Annotated in this window: 15 protein-coding genes and 4 pseudogenes; 5 read left to right on the top strand and 14 right to left on the bottom strand. The window is 69.3% G+C overall.

Annotation, left to right across the window (positions count from 1 at the left end; all coding sequences use genetic code 11):
- Nucleotides 1-89: 89 nt before the first annotated feature.
- Both O7543_RS04305 and O7543_RS04300 read left to right on the top strand, forming a co-directional pair.
- Nucleotides 90-434 carry a transposase gene (locus tag O7543_RS04305; protein ID WP_281555065.1) on the top strand — a complete coding sequence of 115 codons (345 nt, stop codon included), beginning with the start codon at nt 90-92 and terminating at the stop codon, nt 432-434.
- 14 nt (nt 435-448) lie between these two features.
- Nucleotides 449-670 carry a transposase gene (locus tag O7543_RS04300; RefSeq protein ID WP_281555066.1) on the top strand — a complete coding sequence of 74 codons (222 nt, stop codon included), beginning with the start codon at nt 449-451 and terminating at the stop codon, nt 668-670.
- 10 nt (nt 671-680) lie between these two features.
- Here the strand turns inward: O7543_RS04300 and O7543_RS04295 are convergent, their stop codons facing one another.
- Together O7543_RS04295 and O7543_RS04290 are read right to left on the bottom strand one after the other, a co-directional pair.
- Entirely contained in the window at nt 681-1,430 is a 750-nt protein-coding gene (locus O7543_RS04295) for a transposase (RefSeq protein WP_281555592.1), read from the bottom strand.
- Nucleotides 1,427-1,663, bottom strand: a pseudogene (locus O7543_RS04290) (IS256 family transposase); the annotation flags it as partial. The gene O7543_RS04295 and the pseudogene O7543_RS04290, both read right to left, overlap by 4 nt.
- A 106-nt stretch (nt 1,664-1,769) precedes the next feature.
- On the opposite strand from O7543_RS04290, the gene O7543_RS04285 reads away from it, so the two are divergent.
- The gene (locus tag O7543_RS04285; protein WP_281551243.1) at nt 1,770-3,257 is read left to right on the top strand and encodes an IS66 family transposase; all 1,488 of its coding nucleotides are present in this window, start codon (nt 1,770-1,772) and stop codon (nt 3,255-3,257) included.
- A 26-nt stretch (nt 3,258-3,283) separates the two neighbouring features.
- On the opposite strand, the pseudogene O7543_RS04280 reads toward O7543_RS04285, so the two are convergent.
- From O7543_RS04280 to O7543_RS04260, 5 genes and pseudogenes are all read right to left on the bottom strand, one after another.
- Nucleotides 3,284-3,971, bottom strand: a pseudogene (locus O7543_RS04280) (IS256 family transposase); the annotation flags it as partial.
- A gap of 41 nt (nt 3,972-4,012) precedes the next feature.
- Nucleotides 4,013-4,990, bottom strand: coding sequence for an IS3 family transposase (locus tag O7543_RS04275; RefSeq protein ID WP_281555420.1), 978 nt, complete (start codon nt 4,988-4,990; stop codon nt 4,013-4,015).
- Nucleotides 4,991-5,031: 41 nt separating this feature from the next.
- The gene (locus tag O7543_RS04270) at nt 5,032-5,460 is read right to left on the bottom strand and encodes a hypothetical protein (protein WP_281553169.1); all 429 of its coding nucleotides are present in this window, start codon (nt 5,458-5,460) and stop codon (nt 5,032-5,034) included.
- A gap of 81 nt (nt 5,461-5,541) precedes the next feature.
- Nucleotides 5,542-5,910: pseudogene (locus O7543_RS04265) on the bottom strand (transposase); the annotation flags it as partial.
- A 232-nt stretch (nt 5,911-6,142) separates the two neighbouring features.
- On the bottom strand, nt 6,143-6,943 hold the full coding sequence (locus O7543_RS04260) for a transposase (protein ID WP_281555067.1): 801 nt from the start codon (nt 6,941-6,943) through the stop codon (nt 6,143-6,145).
- A 107-nt stretch (nt 6,944-7,050) separates the two neighbouring features.
- Here O7543_RS04260 and O7543_RS04255 point away from each other — a divergent pair.
- Nucleotides 7,051-7,320 (top strand): annotated as a pseudogene (locus O7543_RS04255) (transposase); the annotation flags it as partial.
- Here the strand turns inward: O7543_RS04255 and pglX are convergent.
- The 5 genes from pglX to O7543_RS04230 all read right to left on the bottom strand — a co-directional run bounded on the left by pglX (nt 7,289) and on the right by O7543_RS04230 (nt 12,241).
- Nucleotides 7,289-8,929 (bottom strand): BREX-2 system adenine-specific DNA-methyltransferase PglX, encoded by a 1,641-nt coding sequence (pglX, locus tag O7543_RS04250; RefSeq protein ID WP_281555068.1) that lies wholly within the window; start codon nt 8,927-8,929, stop codon nt 7,289-7,291. The pseudogene O7543_RS04255 and the gene pglX sit on opposite strands and share 32 nt — an antisense overlap.
- Nucleotides 8,930-9,024: 95 nt before the next feature.
- On the bottom strand, nt 9,025-10,035 hold the full coding sequence (locus O7543_RS04245; RefSeq protein WP_281555069.1) for a hypothetical protein: 1,011 nt from the start codon (nt 10,033-10,035) through the stop codon (nt 9,025-9,027).
- Between the two features lie 95 nt (nt 10,036-10,130).
- Nucleotides 10,131-11,123, bottom strand: a complete 993-nt coding sequence (locus O7543_RS04240; protein WP_281555070.1) for a hypothetical protein — start codon at nt 11,121-11,123, stop codon at nt 10,131-10,133.
- Nucleotides 11,124-11,201: 78 nt separating this feature from the next.
- Complete coding sequence (locus O7543_RS04235) at nt 11,202-11,357, bottom strand: hypothetical protein (RefSeq protein WP_281555071.1); 156 nt, start codon at nt 11,355-11,357, stop codon at nt 11,202-11,204.
- A gap of 236 nt (nt 11,358-11,593) precedes the next feature.
- Entirely contained in the window at nt 11,594-12,241 is a 648-nt protein-coding gene (locus O7543_RS04230) for a DUF433 domain-containing protein (protein WP_281555072.1), read from the bottom strand.
- Between the two features lie 319 nt (nt 12,242-12,560).
- Here O7543_RS04230 and O7543_RS04225 point away from each other — a divergent pair, with 319 nt between their 5' ends.
- Nucleotides 12,561-13,298 carry a hypothetical protein gene (locus O7543_RS04225; protein WP_281555073.1) on the top strand — a complete coding sequence of 246 codons (738 nt, stop codon included), beginning with the start codon at nt 12,561-12,563 and terminating at the stop codon, nt 13,296-13,298.
- Nucleotides 13,299-13,325: 27 nt separating this feature from the next.
- Here O7543_RS04225 and O7543_RS04220 read toward each other — a convergent pair whose 3' ends face one another.
- Both O7543_RS04220 and pglW read right to left on the bottom strand, forming a co-directional pair.
- Complete coding sequence (locus O7543_RS04220; protein WP_281555074.1) at nt 13,326-14,312, bottom strand: DUF559 domain-containing protein; 987 nt, start codon at nt 14,310-14,312, stop codon at nt 13,326-13,328.
- A gap of 190 nt (nt 14,313-14,502) precedes the next feature.
- Nucleotides 14,503-19,272 (bottom strand): BREX system serine/threonine kinase PglW, encoded by a 4,770-nt coding sequence (gene pglW / locus O7543_RS04215; RefSeq protein ID WP_281555075.1) that lies wholly within the window; start codon nt 19,270-19,272, stop codon nt 14,503-14,505.
- Between the last annotated feature and the right edge of the window lie 61 nt (nt 19,273-19,333).

Raw genomic sequence — 19,333 nt, 5'->3', positions numbered from 1 at the left:
AATCACCATTTTCCCTTGCCTGGCAGGCACTTCCGCGTTTCCGGGCCTCACGAAACCGTTACAAGATCACGACCCCGTGAATATCCAGGGTGGAGAAGTACTGCCCGGACTCGTTGTGGCACCTCGCGCAGCCGTTGCTGCCCGAGCATCCGAAACGCCATCAGGGCGGCGGCCGGCGACGCATCGACGACCGGACCACGCTGGCGGCGATCCTGTACGTCCTGGACTCCGGCTGCGCCTGGGACGAACTACCGGAGTCGTTCCCGATCTCGTCGAAGACCGCGCACCGTCGGTTCACCGAGTGGGTCGCTCAGGGAGTCATGGCCGCGTTCCACCAGGCGACCCTCGACGTACTCGGCGCCGCCGGCCGCGTGGACTGGTCACGGGCCAGCATCGACGCCATGCACGTACGGGCGGTAAAAGGGGGGACCTGACCGGACCCAGCCCGGTGGACCGAGGCAAGCCAGGCTCCAAGATCCACGCGGTCAGCGACCGCAACGGGATCCCGCTGCACGCCGACATCTCCGCCGCGAACGTCAACGACCAACAGTTCCTCGAGGAGATGGTCGACGCCATCACACCGGTGCGTCAGCCGGTCGGCCGGCCTCGCCGACGGCCCGTGAAGCTGCACGCGGACAAGGGCTACGACGTAAACATTCACCTCTTGTGAGGGCGCGGGGTCAGCCCTGGAGGATGTGGGCGGTCTGCGGCATCCAGGGGTTCCCTGTGACGGCGTCGCGGAGTGCGGTCATGGCGTTGACGCCGTGTTTGACCGCAGTGGATAGGTAGCTGCGGATGGTCAGCCGGTCGCGGGTGGCTTTCTCGCTGGTGAGCCGGCCGGAGATCTTCTGCTGGGTCTTGTTCGGCCGTAGGTCACGCTCGGCGAGGTTGTTCGTCGGCGGAATGGTGGTGTCGTAGCAGAACCGCAGGACGTCGTCGTGGCGGTGGTGGAGATCCTCGAGTAGGTTGCGGCCGGGCGGCTGCCTGTCGCGGGGGCCGCCGACGCGGGGGACGTCCTTACGGCCGACGATCACGCCGTCGCGGAACTCGCGGACCAGCGGGTCACGCACGGCGGGGTCGATCTCGGCCCGGCCGGCGGCGCGGGCGAGGTTCGCGGCGTGGATCAGGCCGCGTAGCGCCCGCTGGCACTGGACCGGCCAGACGTGGTCGGGGTAGGTCTCGGCCGCGTCTTCGAGATCGCGGAGCAGATGTGCGCAGCACAGTTGGTGCCGCACCCCGTCGGCGAAGTTGCCGGCCTGGTCGTAGACGGTGTACCGGTCGTGCACGGCGACCCCGGTGAACGCCGGCCCGATCCCGATGGTGCGGAACTGTTCGCCGCTGCGACGCTCAGCCAGCGCGTACAGGGTGTACCGGCCGGTCGACGCGAGCCTGTCCGAATTTCTGTGTAACGCCCTATCCTGTCCAACTATCGGGCATCGATGGGGATACGGTTCGGGAAGAACAGGTCCAACGCGTTGAGGGCCTGTTTCCAGCCGTGCACGCCGGCGCCTTCGACCAGCCGTGGCGGCGCGGTGCGGGAGTTCGCGGGTCTACCGGCCTCGGCGGCGCGTTGCCGGGCGCGTTTGTCCTCGATGTCGGCGATCGCGAGCCAGATCAGCTTGATCACGGCGTCGTCGGTGGGGAAATGCCCACGGTTCTTGATGGTAAACATTCACGTCTTGCTGGCGGGTTTGCTGTTGGGTAGCGTGACTCGCCGGGCCGAGCTGGGGGTGGTTGCCGTCTCGGACCGATCGTGATCTTGTGCCCGGGTGGTTGATCCGGAGGCGCTGTCGCGGGACGAGCTGATCGCGGTGGTCCGTGATCAGGCCGCTCAGTTGGCGGATCAGACGGCCGAGGTGGAACGGCTACGTGCGGAGTTGGAGCAGATCAAGCGGTTGATCTCGCGGAACAGCCGAAACTCCTCGATGCCGCCCTCGACCGATGATCTGCCTGGCCGGTCGGGTAGGAGCAAGCCCGCCGGCGGTGGGCGCTCGGGCGGGAAGAAGCCGGGGCGAGGTAGACAGCCCGGTGCGCCGGGATCGTATCTGCCCTGGTTGGACGAGGCCGACGTCCGGGTGGTTGACCAGCGTCCGTGCGGGCCGTGCGAGTGCGGGACGGACCTGGCGGGGGCTGTCGACGAGGGGGTGGTGTCGGCCAGTCAGGTCACCGACGTGCCGCTGGTCACCGCGTCGACGGTGGAGTACCGGCAGTACCGGGTCCGGTGCGGCTGCGGCCGGAAGCACGTCGCCGCCCCGCCGAAGCAGGCGGGGGTGGGTAACACCCGGGTGTACGGGGCGAACCTGCGCGCTCTCGCCGTGTACCTGCTGATCGTGCAGCACGTGCCGGTCGAGCGGTGCGTGCGGCTGATCGCCGATCTGGCCGGCACCCGCGTGTCGGCCGGGTTCGTCCACAAGGTCCTCGCCGCGGTCGCGGCGGCGGTGACCGACATCGTCACGATGATCAAGGCGTTGATCACCCTGGCCGAGGTGGTCCATTTCGACGAGACCACGATCCGAGCGGGTGCCGCGGGCCGCAACGGGTACGTATGGTCCGCGTCGACCGGCCGGTACACCCTGTACGCGCTGGCTGAGCGTCGCAGCGGCGAACAGTTCCGCACCATCGGGATCGGGCCGGCGTTCACCGGGGTCGCCGTGCACGACCGGTACACCGTCTACGACCAGGCCGGCAACTTCGCCGACGGGGTGCGGCACCAACTGTGCTGCGCACATCTGCTCCGCGATCTCGAAGACGCGGCCGAGACCTACCCCGACCACGTCTGGCCGGTCCAGTGCCAGCGGGCGCTACGCGGCCTGATCCACGCCGCGAACCTCGCCCGCGCCGCCGGACAGGCCGAGATCGACCCCGCCGTGCGTGACCCGCTGGTCCGCGAGTTCCGCGACGGCGTGATCGTCGGCCGTAAGGACGTCCCCCGCGTCGGCGGCCCCCGCGACAGGCAGCCGCCCGGCCGCAACCTACTCGAGGATCTCCACCACCGCCACGACGACGTCCTGCGGTTCTGCTACGACACCACCATTCCGCCGACGAACAACCTCGCCGAGCGTGACCTACGGCCGAACAAGACCCAGCAGAAGATCTCCGGCCGGCTCACCAGCGAGAAAGCCACCCGCGACCGGCTGACCATCCGCAGCTACCTATCCACTGCGGTCAAACACGGCGTCAACGCCATGACCGCACTCCGCGACGCCGTCACAGGGAACCCCTGGATGCCGCAGACCGCCCACATCCTCCAGGGCTGACCCCGCGCCCTCACAAGAGGTGAATGTTTACTCTTGATGATCTTCCGGATCTGGTAGTTGAAACTCTCGATCGCGTTGGTGGTGTAGATGATCCGGCGGACCTCGGGCGGGAACGCCAGGAACGGAGTGAACCGATCCCACGCCCGTTCCCAGACCGCGACCGCGGCCGGGTACCGCCTACCGAGCGGGCTGTCGGCGAAACCGAGCATCGCGGTCTCGGCCGCCTCCACCGTCGGAGCGGTGTAGATGTCCTTCAACGCGGCGGCCATCACCCTACGGTCCTTGTAGGACACGAACTTCGTCGCCGCCCGGATCAGATGCACCACACACGTCTGCACGGTGGTGTGCGGCCACACCGCCTCGATCGCCTCGGGCAGACCGGTCAACCCGTCACAGCAGGCGATCAGCACATCACGCACCCCACGGTTACGCAGCTCGGTGCAGACCTGCATCCAGAACTTCGCCCCCTCGGTCTGCTGCACCCAGATACCGAGGACGTGCTTGACCCCGTCGGTGTTGACCCCCACGACGAGGTAACAGGCCTTGTTACTTCACCATCAACGCGTCGACGTAGACGATCGGGTACACCTCGTCCAACGGCCGGTGCTGCCACGCCTTCACCTCCTCCAGAACTTCGTCGGTGATGGTGGAGACCGTGTCGGGTGACACCTCGGTGCCGTAGACCCGCTGCAGGTGGTGACAGATGTCGCGGACCGGAGCCGGTCAAGTCAAGTGAGACAGATTCTTGATCTTTCTTAGCTTTGTGTTGCTGGGTGTGTGTTCGTGGGCGGGGTGGTGCTCTGGTCGGGGGCGGTGTTGTCGGGTTTGTTGATCCATGCCCGGTCCGGTAGGCGGGGCGGCTGGGGCCGTCGGCGGCCGAACCGGTGTGGGTGGGCCGCGCGGGCGGCGTCGAGGGTGTGTTGCCGTTGCTGACGGATCTGTCCGGCGGTGCCGTGGTGCACCGAGGCGGGGGTGTGCAGCCCGATCCCGGAGTGCCGGTGCTCGTGGTTGTAGTAGGTGTAGAAGGCCTCGCAGTGCTGCCGGGCGTGCTGGATCGACCCGAACCGGTCGGGAAACGTCGGGTCGTACTTCAAGGTCTTGAAGCTCGCCTCGATGTACGGGTTGTCGTTGGATGTCTTGGGTCGGCTGTGACTACGGCCGATCTTCAGGTCGGTGAGGAGCTGGGTGATGGTCTTGCAGGTCATCGCCGCGCCCCGGTCGGCGTGCACGGTCAGCTGGTCGGGGTCGACGCGTTCGCGGGCGGCGGCGTCGGCGATCAGCGCTTCGGCCAGTTGGCCGTCCTCGTGCGCGGCGACCAGGTGACCGACGACGTAGCGGGACCAGATGTCGATCACGGTGTACAGGTGGTACCAGACGCCTTTGACGGGTCCGCGTAGCTTCGTGATGTCCCAGCTCCATATCTGGTTCGCCGCGTCGGCGACGAGTTCCGGCTTGGTGCGGGCCGGGTGCGTCGCCTGGTTACGGCGTTCGCCGTTCTGTCCGGCGGCACGCAGAATTCGGTACATGGTGGACTCAGAGCACCACCAGCGGCCCTCGTCGAGTTCACGTGCCCATACCTGTGCGGGTGCCAGGTCCTGGTAGGGCTGGCTGTTGAGCAGGTCGAGGACCTGTTGTCGTTCGGCCTGGGTCAGTGCGGACGGTGGTGGTCTGCGGGGTGTCCGGGGCTTCGGCGGTGTCGGGTTGCGGTGGCGGTAGATGGTGGCTCGGGACAGGCCGGTCAGTCGGCACGCCGCGGCGGTGCCCCACAGTGGTGTCAGCGCGGTGTGCGCCTCGTCGAGGACGGCGGGGGTGTCGCGGTGTCCGCGCTCTCGGAGAGCAGTTCCAAGAGCGCGTGTGCTTTTCCCATGATGTCCAGTGCTGTGCGTGTCTTGGTCAGCTCGTTCTCGAGGCGGGCGTTCTGTCGACGTAGCCGGGCGAGTTCGGCTGACTCGGTGTTCTTCCGGGTCCGTTCGGCGGACTGGCGTCGGTCGGTCAGGCCTGCCGCTGCGCCCGCATCACGGGCCTTTCGCCAGTCGAGGATGTGTGATCCGTACAGGCGTTCCCGGCGCAGGATCGCACCCCGGGCCGCAGCGTCGGGGGCCGCGTCGTATTCCGCGAGGATCCTGGCCTTGAACTCTGCGGTGAATGTCCGACGAACCGGCTTGGCGTCCAGATCGCCGGAACCGATGGACTTGTCTGCCATGCTGATGATCTCCCCTCAGACCCGTCCGGGGAGCGTATCCCCTGGTAGACGACCTGTCTCAACTCAGCCTGACAGAGAGGGGACCGTCATCCCACCCGCGTACAGGCTGATGATCACGTCCGACAGGCCACCGAGCCGGCGGGCGTTCTTCGGCACCAGCATCGGGGTGAACGTGCCCGCCCGGTCCCGGGGCACCTTCACATCGACCGGGCCGATCTCGGTCTGCACCGTCTTCGCGGTCGACCCGTTACGCGAGTTACCCGAGCCGTTACCCGACGCGTCACGACGGGCGTAGCCCAGATGCTCGGTCAACTCGGCCCGCAGCCCCCGTTCCAGAACGGCGCGCACCAGCTCGGACAGGAACCCGCCCGGCCCGGTCAGCCGCAACCCGTCACCCTTGACCTGGGCCAGCAACGCGTCCAGGGCCTGCTTGTCGATCAGATCCGCCACCGCCCGGCGGGCCGATTCACGCGCCGCCGCCTCGTCCGGCACCGCCGCCAGAGGCAGCCGGGGACCGTCAGCGGCGATCCGCCGCGTCAACGCCGCGACCTCCGCGTCGGCATCGACGCCGGAGTCGTACTGCTCCACCGTTGAAAGTGTCATCGAAACTGGTCCTCACTGTGTCGACCGGCTACCCACCGGTCATAACGGACTTCTACTGACATCCGTTACACAGATCTCCCTACAGGCCCGTCGACGCGGACCATACGTACCCGTTGCGGCCCGCGGCACCCGCCCGGATCGTGGTCTCGTCGAAATGGACCACCTCGGCCAGGGTGATCAACGCCTTGATCATCGTGACGATGTCGGTCACCGCCGCCGCGACGGCGGCGAGGACCTTGTGGACGAACCCGGCCGACACGCGGGTGCCGGCCAGATCGGCGATCAGCCGCACGCACCGCTCGACCGGCACGTGCTGCACGATCAGCAGGTACACGGCGAGAGCGCGCAGGTTCGCCCCGTACACCCGGGTGTTACCCACCCCCGCCTGCTTCGGCGGGGCGGCGACGTGCTTCCGGCCGCAGCCGCACCGGACCCGGTACTGCCGGTACTCCACCGTCGACGCGGTGACCAGCGGCACGTCGGTGACCTGACTGGCCGACACCACCCCCTCGTCGACAGCCCCCGCCAGGTCCGTCCCGCACTCGCACGGCCCGCACGGACGCTGGTCAACCACCCGGACGTCGGCCTCGTCCAACCAGGGCAGATACGATCCCGGCGCACCGGGCTGTCTACCTCGCCCCGGCTTCTTCCCGCCCGAGCGCCCACCGCCGGCGGGCTTGCTCCTACCCGACCGGCCAGGCAGATCATCGGTCGAGGGCGGCATCGAGGAGTTTCGGCTGTTCCGCGAGATCAACCGCTTGATCTGCTCCAACTCCGCACGTAGCCGTTCCACCTCGGCCGTCTGATCCGCCAACTGAGCGGCCTGATCACGGACCACCGCGATCAGCTCGTCCCGCGACAGCGCCTCCGGATCAACCACCCGGGCACAAGATCACGATCGGTCCGAGACGGCAACCACCCCCAGCTCGGCCCGGCGAGTCACGCTACCCAACAGCGAACCCGCCAGCAAGACGTGAATGTTTACGCTACGACTACCGCCACTGCCGGGACACCCTCGCCCGACGGGGCATCAGGGCACGCATCGCCCGCAAGGGCATCGAGTCCTCGAGACGGCTCGGCCGCCACCGCTACGTTGTCGAACGCTGTCTGGAGTGGATCACCCGGTTCCGGCGCCTGGCCCGCCGCTACGAACGCAAGGCTTCCCACTTCCTCGGATTCGTACAGCTCGCCTGCGCTGTCATCTGCTACCGCCGAGCAGCCCGTCTCAACCTGTTGACCAGCGACAACCCCAAATGAGATGCGGTCTTAGGCTCCACGGATAACGATGAAGGCGCGTGCGAGGTAGGTCCGCAGAACTCACCCAGGGGGACTCGGAGCCGGGGCGGCCGATCTGGTCGACGATGGCTCGCCAGACGTGGCCCTGGCTCGGGTTCTCCGGGGCGCTGGGCTCGCCGCGGATGCCCATGACGGTCCGGATGGTGCCGGGGCGGCTGCGGTTGGTGTTGCGGCCGACCAGGATCACCGTCGGCGTACCGTGACCGGGGATGTAGGCACCAGAGGTGTCGATGACATGGGTCAGATTGACGTCGAGCGCGAAGAGTTTCTCGATCAGCTTCTTGCCGAACTCCCGCTTCATGAACGAGTTCGCAGTGATCTGCCCGACGAAACCCGCACTCTTGCCGTCGCCGCCGCCCGACTTTGCCAGGTTGAAGAAGCGCTGCGCGAACGGCACCGACAGCGCGTACTGCCCGGAGCAGGCGTCGTACATCTCCCGGTACGCCTCGTTGAGGCTCTTGTCCTTGACGGTGATGTAGGGCGGGTTGCCGACCACGACGTGGTAGCGGCCGACCTCACGGATGCCGGGGTGCTCGTCGATGTCTTCGGTGGCGTAAGCGAACTCGACCATCGGGTCCTCGCCGAACAGTGTGCCGGCCCGGTGTTTGATCAGGGCGTCGCCGACGGCGAGATGCATGGGGAAGGTGTAGCCGGCGACGTCGGCGAGGGACTTGAAGCCGCAGGCTTGGATCGCGGCGATCAGCAGCCGGAAGCGGGCGATCGACACGGCGAACGGGTTGATGTCGATGCCGTGCACGGCGTCCAGGGCGAGCCGGACCCGTTCCTGCGGGTCCCGGTTCGGGGCGTGCTCCTCCCACTGCTTCAGCAGCCGGTCGAACGCGCCGAGCACGAAGTGCCCGGAGCCGCAGGTCGGGTCGATCATCTTGACCACGTCGTGGCCGAACTCGTCGATCGCCGGGGTCAGCGTCAGGTCGAGGATGAACTCCTCGACGAAGTCCGGGGTCTGCAGCAGCGCGTACGTCTTGCGGGCTGCCTCGGACAGGTCCTGGTAGAGGTCGCCGAGGAACCGCGTACCCCAGTCGGGGTCGGTGAAGTCGTGCACCAGCGCGCCGTCCGCGCCCCGGGTCCGCCAGAACGCGACAAGTGACTTCGCCGCGTCGTGCGAGAGCGGAATCTGGTAGAGCGGGTTGTGCCGCTTGTCGAACAGTGACCGGCCGGCCTGGCTGGCGGCGATCGCGTCGAACGCGGTCAGCAGCCAGCCGCGCAGCGTCTCGTGTGGCTGGTCGCGGAAGAACTGCGCCTCGGCCTCCTCGGCGATCACCATCCGCTCCCCCGGCCCGGCCAGGTACGGATCGGTCAGCAGCGAATTGTCCTCACAGAAACGGACGAACACGCTGCCGAGCACCCAGGCCACCGCCGCCTGCGTCACCCGCTCATCGCGCCACACGGCCCAGGTCGCCGCCGTACGCCCGATCTTGAGGGCCCGGTCGTATTCGCCTTTCAGCCGGTCGCGCACCTCCTCGACCGCGTCGACCTGCCCCCGCAGGTCGTTTTCCAGCGATTTCACCTGGTTCTTCAGGTCAGCAAGTAGCAGTTTTCGGTCGATCACGGCACGACTCTAGTGCCCCCGCCACCCCACCCGGCACCACCCAGCCGGCCATCCTCCCCCAACAACCAGCCATCCCTCGACGGCACAGCACCGACTCACGCCAGATACTCCTCCAGCCGTTGGCGCTTCTCTTCCGGCATCTTCTGCAGAATCGACTTCGCGCGGTCCTCAGGTACCAGAGCAAGTAGTACTAAGGCTCGTCCGTCCGGCAACTCGGTGACGGTTTTCGCCGCCCGTTCGACGGATAGCCCAGCCACAATGTGACATACCCGCCGCGCCGGCACCTGCAGAAGCAGCATGATGAGACTGATGTTGTGAACTTCCGATAGTAGATCCGAGGCCCGCTCGAACAGCACATCAGTGGGCATCTCGGTAAGCCATTCAGCCACCACCGCCTTTTCTGATACAGCCACCACCCTGGCGGCTTGACCTACCGACATCGCGGCCAGGAGGCTGGCGGATTTCGATGATGAAATGCCGTAGAGCAGCCTCTCGACGGTCTCAGCCGACATGACCTCTATCAGCGCCAACACTTGGTGCGAGGAAAGCTCTGCCAGGAGGTTGGCCAGGCGAGGTACCGGGATCGCAGCGAAAAGGGCTGTGTTCTTGGCGGCGGTAAGCCTGGGCGACAAGTCTGAGGCGAGTGTGGCTGCTTGCTTGGCCGGGATGCTCAACAGGATCCCGGCTGTCCGCTCGGGCTCCATCTTCGACAGCAGCCGCAGCCTCGACTCCTGCGAGTGCTGTACTACCAACTCGGCGGCTGGTTCGGCGGGCATGTGACCCAGGATGGCGGCAGCCTTCGTGTCGGGGATCCTCACCAGCCGTTCGTAGGCCAACTGGTGGTCCATCCGGGCCAGGATCTGCCCAGCCGACTCCGGCGGCATCGCCTGCAGCCGGAGGCGGGCTACCTCCGGATCCATGTCGGCGACGATCACCACCGCCTCGTCCCGAGTGTCGGCACTGGCCGCCATCTCGGTGAGGACCTGCGCCGCCGCCGCGACGTTGAGCACCGTCAGCTTGCGGGCATTGACGTGCGGCTGGCCGGAGATCACGATGTCCCGCCCAGCCTGAAACACCTGCCCCTGCCCATCCGCCGAGGCGTTCATGCTGGTGTCACCCGCTGACGACACGCCGACCCTCCCGCCCAATCATCGGTCGCTGGTGGTGACCACCATAGACACCAGCGTCACCGACGTGCCGCCTACCACAGGTGAGGCTTGACAGCCTGTTGCTTCGTCTCCGGCAGCTGCCGCACGATCTCAGCGGCCCGCTCCTCGGGTAGCCGGGCGAGCAGCACCGCGCAACGAGTCTCGGGCAGATCCGCCAGGGCGGCGGCCACCCGGTCATCCGCCAGTCCGCTCAGCAGCGCACCAGCCCGCCAGACCGGCTGAAGGAAAGCGAGCACCGTGACCAGGTAGCTGACGTCCACCTTGGACAGTAGCCCTGACCCATGACCAACAAGCGCTTCATCCGACATACAGGCGAAAATCACAGCCGTTGCCTCAGCAGATGCAGCAGCCACCACACGAGCGGCCTGTGCGAGCGGCAGGATCAACAGCCAAGTTGCAGCGTATTCCGTAGAGAACGGATGCGCAAGGAATCCTTCTAAAGTGTACTCCTCCCTCGTATAGTTAGCGGGATTCGTGATAATGATTTCACCCGCCAGCGAATCCGGAAACTCCGCCAGAATCGCAGCCGCATGCTTGGGTGCTATCTGACCCAGTAGACTCAGAGTTGTATCGCGCGGAACGTCCTCCACAAGCTTGGCGGCCACCCGGGCCGGCAGGTGGCCGAGGATGGCACCACCTTCACCGCCACCCCAGCTCGGAATCAGTAATAGCCGCTGGCGGGCCAGCCGGTGGTCCATCCGGGCCAGGATCTGCGCGGCCGACTCCGGCGGCATCGCCGCGAGGCGACTCGCCGCCACCCCCGGTTCCATGTCGGCGACGGTCAGCACCGCCTCGTCGCGGGTCTTGGCGTTGCCCGCCATCTCGGTAAGGACCTGCGCCGCTGCTTCGACGTTGAGCACCGTCAGCTTGCGGGCGTTTGCGTGCGGCTGACCGGAGATCACGATGTCTCGCCCAGCCTGAAACACCCGCCCCTGCCCATCCGCCGAGGCGTTCATGCCGGTGTCACCTGCTGACGGCACGTCTACACTCCTGGACAATCGTCGGTCGCTGGTGGTGACCACCATAGACACCAGCGTCACCAAGACCTGAACGGCAGCCCTGGCCGACAGACGGCGCGTGCACTTGACGGCGAGTCACGCGGCTCACGGCTCGCGGGTGGTCGGCCAGCGGCGGACGACCTTGTCGGCGTAGACGACGTAGAAGCCCGCTGGCCCGTTCGTCGCGTACCGCCAGATCTTTGCTTGGTGCCGCAACAGCCGGTCGGCGCACTCGTCGACGTGGAGGTTGCCGCTGCTCAAGCAGTGGATCGTCCCGCCGCTCTCCCGGACCCACTCCAGCACCGGGGCCTGGGTGCGAATTCGCCGATCCTGGGTGAGCAGCGACCAGCCACGACTCAGGCCCAGCCTGACCCACTCGGGATCCGAGACGTCCTGACCGTCGTTCGGGTAGACGTCCCGAGAGCAGGTGCACCCGCCAGCCGGCCTCGGTCAGGGCACGCGGGACGCGTTTGCCGACACAGCGGTCGACAAAGAACTCAGGCAGCGACTCCGACGACCGCTTCGACCTCGGCAACGGTCAGGCCGTACTCGTCGGCGACAACATCGACTGACTCACCCGCACGCCACATCCCCACGACCGCATCCACTGGGACCTTACTGCGTGCGATGACAGGAGCGCCCCAGCTGTACTGCGGGTCGATCACCACTTCGGCTTCGGCTGGATAACCGCTGAGCCGCAGCCGGGCCGGGTACTCGTCGGACGGCTCCCACACGATGTACTCCAGGTAGTCAGCGATCACCTCCCGGATCGGCATCTGCTGATCCCCCATCCGGGCCATCTCGTCGCTGTCGAGATAGTGCACGAAGACGTCGATCCCGTCCGTGGCGATCCGTCGGTCGGCAAGCCCGTACGGGTTGCCGAACTCGTTGCGGACCTGCTCCGCCACATCCCGGATCTTGTCCTTGCGCAGCCCTATCTCCCGCAGCGAACGCAGCACGTACGCCTCGACGACAGCGACGAACGGCACCGACGGCCAGCCGCGCTTGACCGGTGGGACGCTGTGCACCAGCGGTGCACCGGCGGCCCGCTCGGCGAGCCACGAGTACATCGTGCTGCGCGGGATCCTGAGGTAGCGGGCGGTGTCGACCGGGGTGAGGAGCGCGTCATGCAGCTTGTCGATCACCGCTCCCCTTCCGTCCGCCAACACGCTCACAGCATCGCATCTGGCACACAGGTCTACCGGCCAACCCCGGCCGCTCGCTACCCCGTGTCCCGTCACAGGTGCCCTGAGTCGCCTTCCGGACAGCTGGACGTCGGCGGTCCGTCAGATCGGATGCGGGTGATCGGAGAGGGTGTCGGCGTGGCGAGTCGACCAGGCGAAGTGGATCAACGGTGGTTCCGCGGTAGTGGATCACGGGTGGTCCCTGGTCGACCCCTCGCGCTCGGTCACGCCGGACGCCGGGTCACAATGATCTGCGACGGGCCGGACACAGGAAGTGATCATGTGGCGTAGTGAGACAGGGTCGGGCACCCCACCGCAGGCACCGGTCGACCCGCCGTCGCTGCCGAACGCGTTCACTGTCATCGTGCCCGTGATGATCACGGCGGGCACGATCATCGGCTTCGCCGCTGGAGGCGTCGATGGTATGGCTGTCGGTGCTCCGGTCGGCGGGGGCATCGGCCCCTTCGTGGCCTGGGGGTGGTACGCGGCGCAACAGAGGCGCATCCGGCAAGGCCGGGTGGCCGTACCGCTGCCGTGGTCCCTGCTGCTCCTGGTGCTGGTGCTGCCCGTCGCACTGGTGGTGTGGCTGCCCTCGGCGAGTGGCCAGCCCCGCCCCGAGGACGAGAAGTCACCGACGCCCATCTGGTCTCCCACGCCGTCGCCGACCCCGACGCCCACCGGGTCACCCGCACCGACACCGACGCCCACCCCGACGCAGTCGCCGACCCCGTCACCCAGCCCCACCGAGGATCCGGTGCTCGGCTGGCCGACCGACGCCAACGACGGGCCGCAGAGGCTGTACCTCTACTTCGGCTCGGAGTTCTTCTTCCCCGACTGGGTCTCCTGTCACAACAATGACTGCCTGGTCGGCGAAGGCACCAAGGTGCACGTCTACACGCTCGACCCGTTGGGCCGCGACCGGACGTTCCGGGGCGACGTCGCCGACCCGGTTACCACCCTGCTCAGTGCGGGCTTCACCCCGGCGCAGGCGTACGCGCTGCTGAAAGTCGACTACTGACGCGGACCGGCTGACCGGCGCGGCTGGTCAGCGGCGGGCGGCCAGCACGGCGAGAATCTCCCGGCGCACCTCGGCGGTGTCGTGCACCAGCCGCCGGTGGCTGAACCGCACCACCTGGATGCCCAGCGTGGCCAGCCAGGCGTCCCGGCGCAGGTCCACCTCCCGCTGACCGGGCGCGCCGTGCCCGCTCGCGCCGTCAAGCTCGAACGCGACCCGTTGCGCCTCGGCGTACACGTCGAGGTAGCAGGTACGTCGCCCGTCGCTGACCCGCACCTGCCGGCGCAGCGGCGGCATCCCGGCACCGGTGAACACGTGGTCGTGGCCCCAGATCTCCAACGGGCTGTGGCAGCCGGCCGCCAGCTTGCCCAGCAGGTCCCGCAGCTGCGCCCGGCCGGGCAGCTTCGGTGCGCCGGCCAGCGCCGCGCCGATGCGCGCCGGGGTGCTGTGCCGCCCCGCCACCGCCTGGATCACCGGGCCGCGCCGCTCCCCGGCAGGTAGCAGCGGCCACGAGTCGACCAGGGCCCGGTCCAGCCGGGTCACCGGCACCCCGTGGCGCGTCAGCGTGTCCGGCGCGTCGAGGCTGAACCCGCGTACGTGGTGCACCACCAGCCCGGGGTGGTTGCTCAGCCGTACCGTCGCCGGCACCGTCAGGTGCACCGGCTCGCCAGCGGCCGGCTGCCACAGCCCCCACAGGTGCAGCGCGGTCAGGTGGCTCAACGCGCCCCGCCCGTCCGCGTAGCCGAGTGCCGCCCGCCGGGCGCGCGCCGGGTCGAGCCCGCCCAGCCCGGCGGCCGGGAACCGGCCGTGGTCGCCTGTGCCGGTCGCGTCAACGGTGCCGGTGGCGTTGTTGGTGCCGAGCAGCGTGGTGTCGGCGTACACGCCGGGCAGTATCCGGCGCACCCGCCCTTCGCGGCGGGCCACGTCGATCGCCCAGGACGGCACCACTTCGGCGGCGTCGCGCCGGCAGAGCACGCCATGGTTGCGGTCGAGCAGAGTACGCAGCTGCGGGTCCATGCCGCCGAGGGTGCCCGCCCAGCCGCGCTGGCGTGGCCGTCACCAGCGTGGTCTGTGGACAACCGGGGCGGCTGTGGACGGGGTTGCCCTGATCGGATGCTGGTGATCTGACGAGGTGTCGGCGTGGCGAGTCGACCAGGCGAAGTGGATCACAAGACCAGCAGGAGAGCGGGCAGGAGGACAGCGAGAGTCAGGCCGCTACGCTGCGGTGGGCGTTGGCCACCCAGGCGTCGGGCAGCGGGATCCACTCGTTCTCGCTGACCCGCACCACCTCGCCGTCGAGTTTCGGCAGCGCCTGCGGATCCTCGGCCGGGCAGAGCAGCCACAGGGTGCCAGCACCGGAGCGGGCCGCCTCCGCGAGCATGTCCAGCCGGGGCATCGACCGCCAGCGGGCCAACGGTGCCGCGTCATGCAGCAGCAACGGCCCGGCAGACCAGCCGGACGCAGCGGACGAGCCGGAGACAGCGGGTGAGCCGGAGTCAGCGGGTGAGCCGGAGTCAGCGGGTGAGCCGAAGTCAGCCGACGCGGTCGTCGCACCCAGCTCGGCCAGCAGTTCGGGCAGGGCCCGCTGCCACGCCTCGTCGACATACTCGCCGAGTTTGAGCGCCGCCCGCGAACCCGGCTCGGCCAGGTCCGCGCCGAGCACCGTCGCCCAGGTCGGCTTCGGCCGCGAGTCGACCAGGGCCCGCAGGTGCCGCAGGAACCGGTCGGCCACACTCACCGGCCGGGCACCGAAACGGCGGACCAGCTCGTCGGCGGCGGCCGGGTAGCGGCTCAACCGCACCGTCAACGCCCGGAAACCGTCACCAGGGGCGGACAGCCGCTCCTCGGCGCGCAGCGCCGCCGCCAACTCCGGCGAGTCGGCCAGCCAGGACGTCGTCGGAGTCGACGCCGACGACCGACGCCGGATGATCGACATCGACGACGATAGTGGACGGGGTGGAGCCACCCACACGTCACCGACCATCCGCAGATCGAAGCCGGCCTGGGCGAGCAGTTTGTCCAGTTGCGCCGGTGGCGGCAGTGGGGCCAGCTCCGGGAACCGGCCGCGTACCCGGGCGGCGATCTGCTCGGCGGTCAGCGTCGCCTGCCGGTGCACCGCACCGGGGACACCTGACGTCGCGCCCGACCCGTCAGTCGACGGCGTGGACGGTGCGGTCCTCGACGCGGTCGGCTGGCCAGGGCCGGCCGCCGGCAGCACACCGGCCTGGGACAGCCGCAACGCCCGCACCGGCGACAGATCCTTCGGGTAGATCTCCAGCCGGGCGTTGGCCGCCGCCCGCTGGGCGGCAGCGGCGGCCAGGGTCACCCGGCGGCGTTCGTCGACCACCTCGGCCGCGCCGCCCGGGGCGCTCACCCCGGCGAGGGTACGCAGCACCGTCGCCGGGCTGGGCAGCACCTCACTGTCGGCGAGCCGGTCAGCGGCCCGACCGAGCGCGTCGGCGTAGTCCAGCAGCGCCGGCGCGGTCGGCGTGTCCGGCTGGTCGTCGTCACCGGCTTCCAACGCCACCAGCAACCGGTCCGCCACCGGCTCCCGTACGGTGGACTGCGGGCCTGCGGCGGTGCCGCCGTCGCCGGCCGACCCGGAGTGGGTGTCGCTGTGCCGGCGCAGCAGCAGCCGCTGATCCTCCTCCAACGCGTCGATCTCGATCGCCGCCCGCACCGCCGCCCGGGCCACCGCCATCCGCACCTGCTCGCCGGTGCGCACCGAACCGCGGCTGGCCAGCAACGCGGCCGCCAACTCGTCGACCGACATCACCCGGCCGCTGTCGGCCAGCAACCCGATCACCTGGGTACGCAGACTGCGTACCACCGGTAGGCCGCGCCACCGGCGGCGCTGCTTGCCGAGGATCTGCGCGATCCGGCCTGGAGTGACCGACACCGCCTTGGCGACCAGCGGCTGCCGGGGCCACGGCGGCAGGTCCGGCAGCACGCCACGGGCGTCGGGCAGGGCCAGCAGCAGCCGGGTGGCCTGCGCCTCGGTCGGGTTACGGGTGTTCGGCGCGGGCACCAGCAGCGCGGCGACCGCGTCGAGGCCGACCCGCAGCAGCTCCACGTCGCCGTCGGCGCCAGCGGCGACCGGGGTCGCTTCGGCGGAGGCGGCGCGGCGTTCCGCCTGGCTGGCCGCCAGCGGCTCCCGTTCACCGAGCCGGGCCCGCCACTCCTTCACCCGGCGCTGCAGCTCCTGGCGGGTACGGGCACCGAGCCCGCGCAGGTGTGCCAGCCGGGGCGCCACCGTGAGCAGGTCACCGACAGTGTTGGCGTCCAACCGGTGGGCGGCGGAGATCGCCCGGGGAGTCAGCCCGGCGGACTCCAACGCCGTCGCCCGGGTCGCCCGGGTCGCCGCCTCGTCGCGGGCCGCTGCGGCGGCGTCGGCGTCGATCTCGTCGTCGACCGGCTCCGGATGGTCGGTGCCGGCCGGGGCGCTCGCGTCAGATTGGCGGAACAGCCGCTGCCAGGCGTCGCGCATGTCCTTGAGCGAGCCGAACCGGCGACGCGCGTCGCGGTGCAGCGCCTCCTCGAAGAAGGCGATCAGGCCGTCACGGATCGCCGGGTCGAACGCCTCGGCGGCCAGCAGCGGCGGGCCGTCGGTCAACTGCGGCTCGGTGGCCCCGTCACCCCACACCGGCAGCTCACCGGAGGCCATCTCGTGCAGCGTGACCGCCAGGGCGTACCACTCGGCCGACCGGTCGAACACCGGCCGCTCGGCGGTGCCGAGGAACGGGTCGAGGTAGCGCGGCGTACCGGCGGTGATCTCCTTGACCGACACGGCGGCCAACGAGAAGTCGAACAGCACCAGCTGACGGGTCCGGTTGGTACGGATCCGGATGGCGATGTTGTCCGGCTTGATGTCGCGGTGGTAGACGCCCTCGCCTTCGAGGTAGTCCAGCGCGCCGAACAGGTAGTCGCTGTAGTTTTCCAGCTCGTCGACGGTGAGCCGGCCCTCGTCGCGCAGCTGCCGGGCCAGGGTCCGCTCACCGGCGTGTTCGAGCACGATCAGCGTACGGTTGCCGATCCGCAGCGGATCGGGTCGGGCCAGCCGGATCACCCGGGAGTCGGTCAGCGGCCCGAGCACCTCGGCTTCGCGGGCCAGTCGGGCTGCCTTCTCGTCGGAGAGGCCGACCTTGAGCACCTCGTCGCGGCCGGTCCGATCGTTGTGGGCCAGGAAGGCCCGGCAGGTCGACCCGGTGCCGAGCCGTTTGGTGATCGTCCACTCGCCGACCGTGTCGCCCGGCCGCGCCTCCAGCGGATCGATCTGGACCCGCTCCTGGCCTGACACCGGCCCCGGCTCCGGCGCGGTGGCGCTCGCGGGATCCGTGGCGGTGCCGGTCGTCGGGTCCGTGGTGTCCGCTGGTGCCGTCGTCGAGGTGACCGCTGGCGGCGACGGTGGGGCGGTCAGCTCGTCCTCGACCACCTCCAGCATCTCCACGAACTCGGCGACCGTGGTCAGCCGCTGGGTCGGCACCGGTGCGGTCGCCGCCTGGATCAGCTCGTCGGCGAACTGCGAGGCCGTGTCGGTCACCGCCGACGCCCGCAGCCCGTTCTCCTTGGCGAGCCGGGCGAGCAGTTCGGTGCGTTTGCCGGCCGGCGGCTGCCCGGTGAGGATCAGGTACGCCACCGCGCCGAGCCCGAAGACGTCCATCGCCACCGGGTCCGGCGCCGGGGAGCTCAACTCGGGGGCGAGGTACGCCTCAGCGGAGCGTTCCAGATGGTCGGCGGCGTGGCTGGAGGCGAGGATCGGCTCGTCGGAGCCGGTGCCGACGGTGGCGCTGCCCGCGCCGTCGGCGGCCCGGGTCGCCGCCTGCCAGTCGCTGACCAGCAACTGCGGGTAGAGCCAGCCTTCCTCATCGTTGCCGCGCCGCCGCCGGCCCGGTGCCGGGGTGACGAAGATGCTGCGCGCCGACAACGCCCGGTGGTGCAGGTGCCGGCCGTGGGCGTACGCCAGGGTCTCGGCCAGTTGCCGGATCATCGTGACCCGACTGGCTGGTTCGAGCCGGTCGCCGTACTGCGCGAGGTAGTGGTCCAGCCGCAGCCAGCGCGGGTCGTGGCGGAACACCAGCGCCGGGCCGGCCTCGTGCGGCTCCATCGCGTCGACCTGGACGATGTTGGGGTGGCTGATGCCGTGCAGCACCCGCATCTCCCGGCGGGCGGCCCGCTCGATGCTGGCCCGCTGGGCCTGCACCGCGTTGCGTTCCACCAGGTAGATCCGCACCCGGCGGCGCTCCCGGGGCAGGTCCCGGTGGGTGGCGTGGTGGTCCTGCCAGGTGGGCCCGACGTCGAACGGGCGGGGCTGCAGCTCCCAGGAGCCGATCTGCAGGTGCCGGCGGCTGCGGGCGATGCCGACCTTCTCCAGCAGGCCCGGCAGGGCGCGGGACAGCTCCGGGGTGACCCGGTGGCGTTCATCGGTGGGTGGACGTAGTAGCAGGCCGGTGCCGATCGGCGGCAGGTCGCCGCCGTCGCGGCCGGCAGATTCACGGTCGGCGGGCGACTGTGGGCCGTACACGTTGTGCCGGTGGTGGTCGGACAGGGCCACCTTCAGGCCGGGTTTACTGAGGAAGACCGCCGCCTGGATGAACGGCACCCGGATCCGGTTGCGCCCGCCGCCGCTGGCCGCCGCAGCCGCCTGCAGGAGTGATTTGAGGCGTTTCGCCTTGGCGTCGGCCAGGTGCAGCGGGTTGTCGAGGGTGTGCACACCGCCACCGGACTGCTGCTGGATCCAGTTGGACCCGCTGGAGATCAGCCGACCGGTGAAGCTCTTGATCTCGATCAGGTGCAGCCCGCCGGGCGTGGCGACCAGCAGGTCGACCTCGTACGGATGCCCGGTGTCGGCGGTGAAGGTGAAGTTGGACCAGGCCCGGAACGGCTCGGTGTCGGGCAGCAGCCCTTGCAGGTGGGCCAGCGCCTCGCGCTCGTGTGCGAACTGCGACGGCGTGATCGACGTCCACCGGCCCTCCTGCATGCCTGCGATCCTATGGGCCGGGGCAACCTGGGTCGGCGGGCCGTCCCACGCGGGCCGGGTT

The organism is Solwaraspora sp. WMMA2080 (genome assembly GCF_027497395.1).
Taxonomy (GTDB): Bacteria; Actinomycetota; Actinomycetes; order Mycobacteriales; family Micromonosporaceae; genus Micromonospora_E.
The sequence above is the reverse complement of the archived record's forward strand: the minus strand, read 5'-3'. Positions and strand labels throughout refer to the sequence as shown.

Bases quoted from the DNA above. Each gene is read 5' to 3' on its own strand.
- O7543_RS04220 (WP_281555074.1), bottom strand. From the start codon at position 14,312: ATGGACCCGCAGCTGCGTACTCTGCTCGACCGCAACCATGGCGTGCTC.
- O7543_RS04240 (WP_281555070.1), bottom strand. From the start codon at position 11,123: ATGGTGGTCACCACCAGCGACCGACGATTGTCCAGGAGTGTAGACGTG.
- O7543_RS04245 (WP_281555069.1), bottom strand. From the start codon at position 10,035: ATGAACGCCTCGGCGGATGGGCAGGGGCAGGTGTTTCAGGCTGGGCGG.
- O7543_RS04270 (WP_281553169.1), bottom strand. From the start codon at position 5,460: ATGGCAGACAAGTCCATCGGTTCCGGCGATCTGGACGCCAAGCCGGTT.
- pglW (WP_281555075.1), bottom strand. From the start codon at position 19,272: ATGCAGGAGGGCCGGTGGACGTCGATCACGCCGTCGCAGTTCGCACAC.
- O7543_RS04225 (WP_281555073.1), top strand. From the start codon at position 12,561: ATGTGGCGTAGTGAGACAGGGTCGGGCACCCCACCGCAGGCACCGGTC.